Raw genomic sequence first — 13,490 nt, forward strand, 5'->3', positions numbered from 1 at the left:
ATAACCTTGGACTTGCCACATTAACAATTAACCCAATAGCTATACCCTAAGCATCGGAATGAGCTCTACAAGCTCGACGGCATGAGGCTCCAATATCGATATGCTCGTCATGTCGTTATCCAGCTCCACCTCGCTGACACGTCTGTGAGGATGAGCATGCAGCTTCAAATAGCGAATATCCTCCTTCGTAAGCGACGCTGGCGCTCCCATGGCAAGCCAAGCATCGTAACTGCTGCCATGCTTGCGGTTTAATGAATGTGTAACTACACGGTACTTGCCGCTAGTCAGGCCCTTCAGCTCCACCTCAAGCTTGATCGTCTTGTCCTCCTTGAAGCCGTTATAGCGATTCAACTCGTCTATAAAGGAGGTATCACCCAGCGCGTACAGCTCGTCGTAGTGACAATAGTTGAAGGATAGAATTTGATATCCCCCTCGTCCGGCCGTCACGATATAACCCTCTCCGCGGGCTATCAGCTTATCCCCCAGCTTGGCTAGCAGTTCATAGGCGAACAAGCCGGCTTTGGGAATGCCATACTGCGCAATCAGTCCAAGCCCTCCGTGGAACAGCTGAGAAGAGGCCGCTGTCTCCTCTATATTATCGCTAAGCACCCAGTATCCGAATCCTTCGATTGTATCGAGATTATCGACTATATTTTTCACAATATAAGCGGCTTTGTACAATGTATCATTCGTTAATTCTCGATGATAGGCTGTAGAGTTCCACTCGGTTAGATACTGCTCTCGATCCGCCAAGCCATGCTCAGCCAGCAGGCTTCGCTCTCTACTCAGCATGTCCTTCAAATAATCAGGATTCGCTGAAATGCCCATAAACTCTGTGAGCAGCTGACGATAAGATTGCAGCTTGAACCATTCATCCAACTGTCCAGTCTCCCAGTTCAGCTCATCCAGATCCTCATGCGGATAGAAATGAAGGGGGAAGAAATCCGGCAAGCAATCGTTCTCTCGGCAATAGCTGATGAATGCATGGAACAACAGCTTCGATGAGAATGTGATGACTCTGCCTGGCGCCCCAATCAGCAGGTTGCTTGAGATCGACTTGAGCGCATGATAGGTCTGACGGTACATCTCCATATAATTCTCTAACGTGCCTGGCATAAAGATTTGCAGCTCTGGCTCGTTCCAGAACTCGAACCGCCAGCTCTCCACCTCCTCGAGCCCATAACGATTAATACAGTGGCGCATGAATCGATCCACCAGCTCACCCCAGCGGTCCATCGTCTTCGGAGGGCTCACACAGCTGGAGCGATAGAACACCGTCATGCTCTTATCGGCTGCCATATCTGCAGGCATGAAGCCTAATTCAACGAATGGCTTGAGGCCGATAGACAGCAGGAAGTCAAACAGCTGATCGATCAGTCTGAAGTTGAAGCGCGGCTCACCCTGATCATTCTCTTGATAGACCATCATGCTGTCATCGAATATACCGTGAAACCGCAAATAACGAAAAGCTGAAATCTGCTGCATATAACGCAGCTGCTCCTGCACATCCGCATGGAGCCCTTCCTTCGCTTTGCCGATCGTAATGAGGTTTTTCCACGTATGCCTGAGGGGCTGGCTGCTCCCCGTAACGTCAACCTTAACGTTCATCAGCTCCAGCGTCTGTACATCGGTCGATAGGAACGATTGCCCACGCTGCAAATACTGATTAATAATGCCAAGCGCGTTGGACTGGCTGAATGCAAAATAGTTCGAAGAAGACGACTCCTGATCCGCCTCTAGCTCCGGACGATATTGATTCCGATATTCATTCGGTGTCATCTTATATTTGGTCTTAAAGGCTGTATAGAAGGATTTGGCGTTCGGGAACCCATGCTCGAGCGCAAGATCTGCAATGGATACCTCGTCGCTGCGCAGAAGGCCCTCGACTGCATTTTTGAGCCGAATGCTCGTCAGATAGGACTGGAAGTTCAGACCGATATTCTCGCTGAAGAACTTGGATAAATACGGGACAGATAGAAACTCGCTCTCTGCTATGGCCTGCAGCGTCACCGGTTCCTTGTAATTGTCCTCAATATAACGAATAATACGAAGCATTCGCTCCATGTACTTCTCATTCATTGCGCCACTGGTCGTCTGGGTCTTGAACTGCTTCATTAAGATTGTAAAAATACTGAGCAGTCTCACCTGCATCTCCAGCACGTAGACCTCACTCTTCTTGTGCTTGAGCTGAACCATCTCCGCCATGAACTGACGGATGCGATCCAGCGCCAGTCTTTGCTCACTGCCAGCAGATCGAGAGTTGCATCCGAATTGGATATGTTCGATTCCTCTGATGTGTTCATTCAAATAGGAGGTAGGAATCTGAAAGGTCGCGATAATATTCTGATCTAGACCGATCACCTCATGCACATGGCAGTCATTAATAAGCAGGACATCCCCCTCGAGCAGAGAGAATTGCTCATTGTTCACAGTTACTTCCAGCTTGCCGCGCAGGACGAAGATCATCTCTAGACTATTATGCCAATGGCTGGGTACATAATTAACGCTATGTAGAGAAACGTCGAATGGCAAGGCGTCGCCGGTCTCTACCATTTCATAGATGGAATTTCGCATAGGTGGACCTCCTTACCGAACTAACAGATGCAATCATTGTATTCATATTAGCATTAACGAGGGACGTTTGTCCTATGCCAGCCACCTCAATAACAATAGCTAAGCCGACCAAAAAAAAACCGATCCGAACACCGCAGTGTGTCAGATCGGTATCACCGCCTGTCTTTTTCTCCTCCGAGCTTGAACTTCATGAGGTTCACGTATCACTCCACAGCAGAATCCAAGGAGGTATGTATATCCCCTCCCGGATTCTCTAATTATTGGATTAGGCCTGCTGCCTCCAGCATTCTATTCATAATGACCGCTGTCTCTGCCCTTGTAATAGAACGCTCAGGACTGGCAAGACCATCACTTCCTTCAATAATACCCAGCTTCATCGACAATGCCGCAGCAGCTTTCGCCCATCCAGCAACGCTCGAGGAATCTGTAAAGCCTAGTAGCTGCGCATCTATATCCTCATTCGTCATCACTATCTCTTGACCAGCAAGCTGTAATGCACGCTGCACAATCACCATCGCCTCCTGACGGGTAATCGATTGGCCTGGACCGAACCCCGATCCGCTGTAGCCCTGAATCAAGCCATACTGCTGACCGATTGCCACTGAGGTATAATACCAATCCTTCGCTTCAACATCGGTAAAGGCTGTCGATTGATCGGCTTCCCTCAGGCCTAATGCCCGAACCATTATTGCTGTAAATTCTGCCCGAGTAATCGCTGTATCTGGCGCGAAATGTGTGTCATCCACACCGCTTACGATCAGCCTTGCACCCATCTCCTCTACAATGTCTTTCGACCAATGGCTGGCCAGATCCACGAATGATTGTTCATTATAAATGACAGAGTAGATACTGTTGGTCAGGCTATTAATGACAGCATAATAACGACCATCTTGCTCCACTAGCTTGGTAGGCACATGTGCAATAGTTCCATCCGACTTCACCACAACACCTGTTGTGAATTGATCCACAGTAATGCCGTCTGGAATGACAATCCTTCTCTCGACATAACGATTGAATTGCCTGATATCCACAGTCTTGCCATTATAGGCAGCCGTCATTTGAAAATCCACTGCTGGTGCTACAAACAAGATATTCCCGTTGTTCACCTTCTGGAAAGCAGCTTCAGGGGAATCTGGTGATAGCTTCGTAATGGTAACGTTGACCGCCAGATCCTTCAGCTCCAATTGTCCCCCGAATTGCGAGGACAATGCATCCAGCTCGATCTCACTTCCTGGAACACTATACGATGCAGCTGCAGTCTGCAGCTGCAAGGTAATGCCTTTCAATGTCAGGCTTGCAGCGATTGGACCACTCAGCATAACGGAAACCTGATCCGACTCTTTGAGGTATGGAATCGTAATCGTTGCGTGTTGATCTATTGTAGCAAGTATCGGCAGCAGTTTATTATCATCGAGCGTAATGGTCGTTATCGTACGGCCATCGCTTGACGTAGTAGTACTCGCTGTAGCAAACTGCTCATGAACAGCTCCGTTTATGGTTATAGCAAGACTCTCCGTACTTGGTTGAGTAGGTGTAGATGTCGAACCAGAACCAGAACCAGAACCAGAGCCTCCGGTTACCGTAAACGTTACATAAGCATTGGATTCTGCATAGACCTCTCCATCACTGCCATTCCACTCCAGCGTGGTTGTTCCTCTCCATCCGCTTCTTGGTGTATAGGTCAGCTTCGCAGCATCCGCCATGTCTATCGACTGGCCAGCGATCACAGCTGTACCATCCAGCTTAATCGCTCCATATTCCGGAAGGGTTATGAGCTGAATACTCTGTAGTCCGCCTCCATCCTCATTACTGTACCTGAAGTCATCTCCAGACAATGCAATGATATCCGTATTTTCGCCTGTTCGCGAGACATTCGAGAGCTGCGGCAACGACTTGTAATCAATCGTATCCGATAGGCTCACATTGGTATTGTCTAGAGCATCTCTCAGCTCCATGTATACCGTCTTCGTTCCTTTACCAGCTTCCAGCGTCCAGTCCTTGCTATAGGCAGTTGACTCCACGGCTTCCCATTCACTCCAGCTGGTCAGATCATTCGAGAATCTCGCATGCACGCCCCCGATTCCGCCAACATCCTCTGCTGTAACGGTCAATATCGTTTGTTGATGTCTAGCTGTCACATCTCCATTCTGAATGACAATCGTACCTGTTGGCGCGGTCATATCCAGGGTTATACCTGCTTCATAAGCTAGGCTGGTTAGGCCCTTTTCATCGCGAAGCTGCATGTATACCGTTTTGTCTCCATCTTGCGTAGAGAGCGTCCATGCTTTGGTTGCTGCAAAAGGCTCCCATACTCCCCATGCCGCACCGTCGTTAGAGAAGCGCATGTCCAGTGTGTCACCATCAGGATCGGAGGCAGTCAGCTGCATGGTAATGTCTCGTGTACCAATGACTTCTGCATCGCTTTGAATAAGGAGCGTTCCTTCGGGTGCTTCATTCACATCATTAACTGTAATGAGGAAGACCTTCTCCAGAGTGTGGCCCGAAGAATCCTTCACCTGAACACGAATGCTGTAGCTCGATTGAGTCTCATAATCCAAGCCCGTATTAAGCACAAGCTCCGCCTCATCCAGAATGAAACGTGTGTTATCCGTATCTCCTGCCCCACTGAAAAGTGTGTACGTCAGCGTCTCGTCTTGATCCGTATCCGATGCACTGAAGGACCCTATGGTTGTTCCAACAGGTTCATTCTCGTCTATCGTTGTTGAAGACAAGCTGAGCTCCGTAGGCGCTTCGTTGAGGTTAACTACCGTTATAACAAAGGTCTTCTCGTAACTAAGCGCAGGAACGCCATCATCCGTCACTCGTACCCGAATCTCATAGCTGTCTCTGGCTTCATAATCAAAAATAGCATTGGTAAGCAGCTGATCATTCACAATCTGAAAGCTGCTATTGTCCGTGCTTCCAGCTCCAGTCACTAGGCTATAGACTAAGGCATCACCAATATTCTCGTCGATAGCGCCAAACGTTCCTACCAACGTTCCCGACGGCTGATTCTCCTCAATCGACGTTCCCGTTAACCTCACATCTGTTGGTGCCTCATTAGCATCCTCAACCGTGATGGTGAACACTTTCTCATAGCTTAGACCCCCGCTGTCTGTTACTCGAACACGGATGCTGTAGTTCGATTGCGTCTCGAAGTCAAGGTTAGCTGCCGTCTGCAGCCTATTGCCAGAGATGCTGAAGCTGCTGTTATCTGTGCTGCCAGCTCCACTTACTAAGGTAAAGGTGAAGTTCTCATCTGTATCCGGGTCTGTAGCGCTTAAACTTCCCACTGTTGTGCCAACTGCTGCATTCTCGGGTATGATTGAATGCGATATCGTCATCTCTGTGGGATCTTCGTTCACATTCAAGACCTCAATTGTAAAGCTCTTCTCGAATGTAAGGCCCGCTGAGTCTGTCACCCTCACAAGAATACTGTAGGAAGATTGGGCTTCGTAATCAATGCTCGCGGCTGCTAATAGCGCATTACCACTAATCTCGAAGCGGTCGTTATCCGTATCTCCAGAGCCGCTCACCAAACTATAAGTAAAGCTCTCTCCTGCATTATTATCCACAGCGCTAAGTGTCCCTACCGTTGTGCCTGCGGCATTATTCTCAGCAATCTGAGTGTTAGAAAGCGTAATATTCGTAGGAGCCGATGCCTCCACTACACTGTTCAGAACCTGAATATGAGTGGTACTTCGAATAGCGATGTCTGCTTTGTCATCACCATTGAAATCACCAGCAGTCAGAATACCTGTAGCCGCCCCAAAAGGATAGTTCCATAAAGGCCCAAAGGTTCCATCTGTATTGCCGAATAGAATCGCAAGATTAGCAGCCTGCACACCTCCAGCCAGATCAAGCACGCCATCTCCATCGAAATCTCCTACTGTAATATCAAGAGGGTAATTACCTAGATGGTAGGATGAGTACGATCCGAATGACCCATCTCCTTGGCCAAGAAGGACGTTTGCACTATGGTCACCATTCGAAGCTAAAGCCAAGTCCATATTGCCATCCGAGTTAAAATCAGCAGCATGAATGGCTAGAGGCGATTGGCCAGTACTGTAATTCATGCTCGGGCCAAATGAAATCACGTTCCCAGCTCCACTATTGAGCAGTACACTTATATTATGTGAACCATGATTAGTAGTAGCAAGATCCATCCTGCCATCTCCATCAAAGTCGGCTGCCACTAAACTTCTCGGATATACCCCTACTGGCAGCTGTGTTTGTACCACGAAAGTCCCATCTCCAGCACCTTCTAGAACCGACAAGTTATTTGAATTATAGTTAGAAACGACAATATCTACCTCGCCATCCCCGTTCAAATCCGTGGTAACGACATCAATCGGCCAGACCCCGACTGGAATCGAGCTAGATACCTCGAAGCTCCCGTCTCCATCTCCCTTTAGGATGCTGATCGAATTCTCATTCGCACTGGTAACAACGATATCCGCCTTGCCATCATGGTCGAAGTCCGCAATTGCAAGTCCCCTAGGGTTCGCCCCTACACTCACATCCTTCTGAGCTTGGAAGGTCCCATCTCCATTACCTAACAGGATAGATACACTATTGTTTCCTATATCCACAACTATTAAATCTTCTTTACCATCTCCATTAACATCCGAACTCTCTACGTCAATGATATTACTACCGTTATAATATTGAACCTCATCCTGGAACACCGGCGCCGCGGCATACCCTTGCACAGGTGCGGCTAGCAGTGACAAACACAGCACTATCGGCAGCAGTTTGTATCGTAGAGTCCCTTTTGTTAAAAATCCCATCTTCCATCTCCCTTTCGACAAATACTGCTATAATCATACAACCAAATCCATCCATATGTAATCCTAATTCGAGAGATTTTCAGATTCTAGCTGAGATGTGCCAGGCCAACAGGAAGAGCCCGCTCCTCCTCAAGTGGAGAAACGGGCCCTTCCTGTACGAACGGGCAGGTCAAGCTGCCCTAACCACCATTCTTTTTCTCAAAATTATAGGTGCCGCTAAACAGATTATCGTCGTGGAAAGCAAGGATTAACATATCGTAATGTTCACTCTCTAAAATATTCTGTAGGCTGAATTCCGAATAATAGCGATTATCGAGAACGGTCAGTTTGTTGAAATGCTGAGCTAAATACGGCGTAATGGGGTTCATGTAGGAATCCTTCAGCAGCAGGACATTCAATTGATTGTTCGCCTGTGGGTTCTCATAGGCGATTTTTTGTCTGTCTCCCCCATAGATGGTGCCATAGGCATACGTACTTCGACCTCTTTTGAACCCGTAGAAATCGTCAAAGTCTGATACTGTCTCCGTACCATCCTTATTAATCACTTCGAAGTTCGCGAAGGAGAACGGGGTCTTAGGCTCGTAAATAATCGTTCGATCTGCCTTCTTCGGATTGATCACGTAATTGATCTGATTATTATAGCTGCCTTCGAATCTGCCGTCTATCAGCTGAGAGATGTTGATCTCATTCAAGGACATCGGCTGATCTTCGAATAGAGGCGATCTGTCCGAGATTTGGGTAATCATTTCTTGATACGCGGAGAAAGCGCCTTGGATATTCCAATGATGGTCGGTCTCCAAGTACAGCTCCTCCAGCTCTGCCTTCGTGTACGTATCGAACCTGTCCCCGACATCAACAACTTGAATAGCCGGATCGATCTTAGACAAGAAATACTGCTTCGACTTGATATAAGAATCCGTCTGCAGATAGGCCGGGTACAAATGCATCAAGGCTTTGGTTCTCGATGGATTGAAGACGAAGTACGTTTCTGTCCCTTCAGCCTCGGCGAACGTAACTGCCTCGCTTAGCTTGGCGAGCGAGGCATCGATCTGATTCGTATAGACGACTTTGCTAGGTACAGGGAATATCCACTTATTGTTCGTTATGACAAGCTTGGACACAATACGGGCATCCTTTACCTTGGTCCCATCCTCCGGCTTCTGCGGGGTATTCGCATGGAGGATGTTCTCGACCAGCATGGAGTTGAACATTTTGGAATTTTGCTGATTCTGATACGCCCAAACCATCTCGTCACGGAACACAATTTGATCATTCAAGTACTGGTTCATATCCTCGAAGAAGCTTCGTGATGCCAATGCATGGGTGCTGATCGTGGGCAGCTTGCTTAACGTTCTATTCTCGCTGATGGAGAAGCTCTTATCCGGCAGAATAAGGCTGGTTATGGAGAACCCGCCAATAATGACTAAGAAGGTTACCATATATACGATTGAGATTGATTTATTCACGGTATGGATACTCCCTTGCTAACCTTGTTGTATGACATTTAGAATCTAAAATATAAGAAAGGATTATACGTTGAGCTAACCAAATACAAGATTACTTCTACCAATAAGAAAAAGTAAAATACGAACGCAACAGCGGCTTGTATGCCAGCCAGCGGCTTATTGAATCGCAGCTTCTGCAGCTTCGGGAATAGGGGAGCAGCAACTAGACAAGCAATAGTAAGATAGAGCCAATTCAAAGACAGCAGCGAGAGAGCCTGAGCATCGAACAGCTCATCGCCACGTGTATGGAACATCGCCGTAATGAAATCTGTTGCGTAACCCATGTTGTCAGCGCGGAAGAACACCCATCCGATCATGACAAGCAGCAGCACCACCACATGATTAAGCGGATATAGCCTAGACAGCAGCCTCTCTAGACCTGCTTTCTCTAGCGCGATCAAAATGCCGTAGTAGAGTCCCCAAGCAATGAAGGTCCAGCTCGCTCCATGCCAGAGCCCAGTTAGCGCCCATACGATAAACAAGTTGCGATATATTTTCCACCGAGCAACCCGGCTTCCGCCGAGCGGGATATATACATAATCTCTGAACCAACTGCCCAGAGAGATATGCCAGCGTCTCCAGAACTCTGATATGCTCTTAGCTATGTATGGATAATTGAAATTCTCTGCGAACTCGAACCCGAACATTTTGCCTAACCCGATAGCCATATCGCTATAACCCGAGAAATCAAAGTAGATTTGCAGCGTATAAGCAATAATGCCAATCCAGGCACTGCCGGTTGACAGGTCTGTAGTAGACGTCATGAATACGGTATCGGCCGCAGCCCCCAGAGGGTTAGCTAACAGTATTTTTTTGGACAAGCCTAGAATGAACCGTTGAATCCCTTCAGCGAATTGCGTCGAGGAGAATACGCGCTTGCTAAGCTGCTCAGCGACTGCATTGTAACGGATGATAGGCCCTGCTACCAGCTGCGGGAAAAAGGTAATATACAGCGATAATTTGAATAAATTGCGCTGCGCTTCTTCTTTTTTTCTATACACATCTATTAAATAGCTAAGCGCATGAAACGTATAAAATGAAATGCCTATCGGCAGTGGGATCGGCTGCAGCTGTAGATCCGTACGCAAGGCAGCATTGATCATATCGACGATGAAGTTCGCGTATTTGAAAAACCCCAGGAGCCCAACATTCACTATAATGGCAAAGGCAAGTATCGCCTTCCTCTTATTCTCGCTGTGCTGTGCTCTATCGATCCAAATTCCATAACCATAGTTAATGAGTATGGATACTAGCATCAGCAGCACATACCTCGGCTCACCCCAGGCATAGAAGACCAAGCTGAACAGTAATAGAATTATATTCTTGAATGCGAATGGTACAGCAAAATACAGCGCAAGGACGAGAGGTAGAAAGAAAAATAAAAAGATGACTGAACTAAAAACCAAACCAAACTTCCCCCTCATGTTGGATGATGCAGGCGATGAACAGCCTATAATTTGACATATCATAAATGTCCTTGAACATTATACTCTATGTTCTCGTACTGTTACAAATTAGGAACTTTTCATATAATCGAACAATGGATTGTTGAAACATAGCAAAAAAGACCGGTTTCCCAGTCCTTATTGCTGTTATTATTGTAGTTTACTAGCAAACTGAGCAAGCTTCTCGGACATTCGCTTAATTTCCTCAATGAATGTAGACGTATGCTGAACAGAATCCGCCTGCTCTTGTCCGATCACAGCTATTTTCTCAATAGACACCGCCATTTGATTCGTAACTTCCTTAATCTGCATCATGGTTTCATTAATGTTCTGGGTGGACGCTACCGTTTCTTGGGAGAACTTCCGAATTTCCTTGGCAACGACTTCGAAGCCTCTCCCTTTCTCCCCTGCATGTGCTGCTTCTATAGCTGCGTTCAGCCCGAGTAAGTTCGTCTGATCCGCAACTCTTTTGATAATGGATAGAACCTCGGTTGAATTCTCTATATCTTGCCCAGCCTGCTGAGATTGGATAAGCAATTGCTGAGAGAAGCCGGCGAGTGAGTTAGAGCCATATGCAATATTCGTGATTTGATCATTCGCTTGCGATAGTGAGATGGAGATCTGCTCGGCAATGGCTTTTAATTCGCTCTGCTTGCGGATTTGAACCGCAATTCCGCCAATGACACGGCCCGCTTCGTCATGAAGAGGGGTTGCCGTACCTGTAAACTCATAGCCATAGAAGCTAGCTGGCACATCCGCCTTCAATGCTTGGTTGTCACGTATCGCTATGTAGAGCGGCTCTTGTTTATTAAGCAGCTGGCCTTCCTTAATAGCTAGATTGATAGACTCCCCAGGGAAATACGCTATAAACTTCTCCAAATCACAGATAGCTATCGATAGATCAGCCGGTATTGCGGCTTTAAGTATAGGTATATGTGCTACAAGTTTATCCAAAGAATCAATGTTATTCCTCACAAAATCAAGTCCCCATTTCTTCAATACATTAATTAAAGTGTAACTATTTTACTACACCTAGTACTATCGGCTGGAAGACTCATTTCGAGAAGGGTTCGGGCAACTATTCTTGCTATAAGAGCATAATGAAGAAGGTCGACCTGATTGGCCGACCTTCTTCGGGGGGATATGAAATAGTACGCTCCTAAGCTGATAGTCTATAGCTGTCTGTCAGTCTTCGGATAGACTTCACTTGTATGAGCTTCGTATAAATGATAAACCCAACTACGCCGCCAATGGTATTGGCGATGATATCATTAATATCCGTACTTCTGCCGTTGCCAAGAGTAATCCGGAGGAGCAGCTGTAGAAGCTCCAGAGAGAGGCTTACACCAATCGAGAATTTCGCAATACTCGCAACAAACGTCTTCGCTCCAAAGTACAGGAGCAGCGCCAGTAATAGAGGAACGATAACGGTCCATGATGGTATTGGTATTGTGAAGGAAATAGACATCTTTCTCTACTCAATCGGCAGCAGGAAGCACAATCTTCGTCTCCAGCTCTTTCAAGAATTGATCTTCCTGCACAACCTCTGCGAAGTCGTCTTTGATTACAAAGGGTTTGACCGTTAGATATTGGCTTGCTCCCGGAGTAGAAGCATATCGGCGATCAAATACAAGTCTATTCCCCTCCAAGATGCCTTCTCCGTTCAGCGCAGTCAGCTGCCGTCCTTGATCGTCATACACAGCTACTCCGAGCTTGATCAGACGCTTTTCCTGCTTGCTAGTCAGGGTCTTCGCCTCTGTGAGCGCTATGGAGGTTGTTACGCGAGTGGTGATCGGTGTTACAGACACCTCAGCGACGGAAAAGGTATATTCACTACCCGTAGTGATGACATTCGGGCTCGTCTGAATCGCTTGCTCCGTTGTTCTCACGAACGGAATATCTACGACAAATTCATGATCAATCCCACTCAGCTTGATCGTCAATTCTGACTGGAAGGAATCCGGAGTAGCTGCCGGATCCACTACTTGTTCTATGACTATCGTATTCGGATGAGCTTCACCTGCGCTGCCGTAGAATACGCCACTCTGCGACTTGCCGTCGATTGTTAGAACCACATTGTCAATCGCCTGACTAAGCGTCATATTCTTATTGCCGTTGTTATAGACTCCATCGTTAAGATTCGGTGCTGACACGTTCAATAGTACAACAGCTCGGTTACCGTCATACAGGGTCTCTGTCACTTCAAGACTTACATCTTCATAGGACACCCTTTCATTAACGGAGGCTGTAAGACCGAGGTCGCCAGCTGTACGGAGTCCCATGTCGCCTTGTATCGTGCTGAAGATGCTATTGATCACTGGAATGCTCCTCAATGCATCTGCCATAACCGGCGATACGAATGCGGAGGAGAATGCAGTGACCCCTAGAATGCCTGCCGCTGCCGTTGCAATGGTGAACTTGCGCAGCCCTGATGAAGCCTTCGCTCTTCCGCTGCTCGAGGTTTGCTGCCTCGATAATAAGGCATAGGTATCATCAAGACGAGCTCTGACAAGAGGGGACATCTCCGTATTGCTTGTATCCAGCTTTTCAAATTCCTTATCTATATTAAATGTTGCCATAGTTCATGTTCCCTTCACGAAAATTAGTTAACGTTCGTTGCAACGTATCACGTGCTCGAAAAAGTCGCATCTTCACGGCGCTTTCCGAAATATTAAGTACTCGAGCCACCTGGCGCAGCGGAAGATCTTCGAAATAATGAAGAATGACCGCAATGCGCTGTGGCTCCTCTAATTGGTTAACAGCTTCTCTCAGATCGACCTTCTCATAATCATCAGAGTGAGTGGCAATTGGCGGAACCTCGTCATAATAAACCGCATCTGTTCGCTTCGCTATAATGCTGTGGCATTCGTTGATTAAGATCCTGAACACCCATGTCTTGAAAAACTTCGGCTCCCTTAGCGAACCAACAGCCTTGTAAGCCTTAAGGATTGTTTCTTGTAAGGCATCCGCCACATCTTCCTCTTTGTGCAGTATGGATTTGGCCATATAGTACAGAGAGTTTTCTAGCTGCTTGATCAGTTGGATAAAAGCATCAGAGTCGCCTGCTTTTGCTTTTACGGCAAGTTTTGTAAGCTCCACATCTTGTTCTCCTTTCTTGTTTGTCTGTCTGTCTGTCTATTAATTAGAGCGATAGGATCGTGAAATGGTCACTTCTT

General features: G+C 47.0%; 8 protein-coding genes. All 8 read right to left on the reverse strand.

The genetic code is table 11. The features are described from left to right. Window positions 1–39: 39 nt before the first annotated feature. The 8 genes from AC6ESP_RS14740 to AC6ESP_RS14775 all read right to left on the reverse strand — a co-directional run bounded on the left by AC6ESP_RS14740 (window position 40) and on the right by AC6ESP_RS14775 (window position 13,413). Window positions 40–2,574, reverse strand: a complete 2,535-nt coding sequence (locus AC6ESP_RS14740; protein WP_497097494.1) for a GH39 family glycosyl hydrolase — start codon at window positions 2,572–2,574, stop codon at window positions 40–42. 257 nt (window positions 2,575–2,831) lie between these two features. Next, window positions 2,832–7,364: an FG-GAP-like repeat-containing protein gene (locus AC6ESP_RS14745; protein WP_497097495.1), complete on the reverse strand. Its 4,533-nt coding sequence runs from the start codon at window positions 7,362–7,364 to the stop codon at window positions 2,832–2,834. Window positions 7,365–7,543: 179 nt separating this feature from the next. Then, window positions 7,544–8,830 carry a DHHW family protein gene (locus tag AC6ESP_RS14750; RefSeq protein ID WP_497097496.1) on the reverse strand — a complete coding sequence of 429 codons (1,287 nt, stop codon included), beginning with the start codon at window positions 8,828–8,830 and terminating at the stop codon, window positions 7,544–7,546. 38 nt (window positions 8,831–8,868) lie between these two features. Next, entirely contained in the window at window positions 8,869–10,275 is a 1,407-nt protein-coding gene (locus AC6ESP_RS14755) for an MBOAT family O-acyltransferase (RefSeq protein WP_497097497.1), read from the reverse strand. 189 nt (window positions 10,276–10,464) lie between these two features. Then, complete coding sequence (locus AC6ESP_RS14760) at window positions 10,465–11,289, reverse strand: methyl-accepting chemotaxis protein (protein WP_497097498.1); 825 nt, start codon at window positions 11,287–11,289, stop codon at window positions 10,465–10,467. A 184-nt stretch (window positions 11,290–11,473) separates the two neighbouring features. Next, window positions 11,474–11,782: a VanZ family protein gene (locus tag AC6ESP_RS14765; protein ID WP_497097499.1), complete on the reverse strand. Its 309-nt coding sequence runs from the start codon at window positions 11,780–11,782 to the stop codon at window positions 11,474–11,476. Between the two features lie 10 nt (window positions 11,783–11,792). Then, window positions 11,793–12,893 carry a DUF4179 domain-containing protein gene (locus tag AC6ESP_RS14770; RefSeq protein WP_497097500.1) on the reverse strand — a complete coding sequence of 367 codons (1,101 nt, stop codon included), beginning with the start codon at window positions 12,891–12,893 and terminating at the stop codon, window positions 11,793–11,795. Continuing rightward, window positions 12,880–13,413, reverse strand: a complete 534-nt coding sequence (locus tag AC6ESP_RS14775) for a sigma-70 family RNA polymerase sigma factor (protein ID WP_497097501.1) — start codon at window positions 13,411–13,413, stop codon at window positions 12,880–12,882. The genes AC6ESP_RS14770 and AC6ESP_RS14775 overlap by 14 nt, the downstream gene beginning before the upstream one ends. Window positions 13,414–13,490 lie beyond the last annotated feature (77 nt).

It is taken from the genome of Paenibacillus xinjiangensis, from assembly GCF_059686975.1.

Excerpts from the sequence above, each read along its gene's own strand:
- AC6ESP_RS14740 (WP_497097494.1), bottom strand. The coding sequence starts at position 2,574 with ATGCGAAATTCCATCTATGAAATGGTAGAGACCGGCGACGCCTTGCCA.
- AC6ESP_RS14745 (WP_497097495.1), bottom strand. The coding sequence starts at position 7,364 with ATGGGATTTTTAACAAAAGGGACTCTACGATACAAACTGCTGCCGATA.
- AC6ESP_RS14765 (WP_497097499.1), bottom strand. The coding sequence starts at position 11,782 with ATGTCTATTTCCTTCACAATACCAATACCATCATGGACCGTTATCGTT.
- AC6ESP_RS14770 (WP_497097500.1), bottom strand. The coding sequence starts at position 12,893 with ATGGCAACATTTAATATAGATAAGGAATTTGAAAAGCTGGATACAAGC.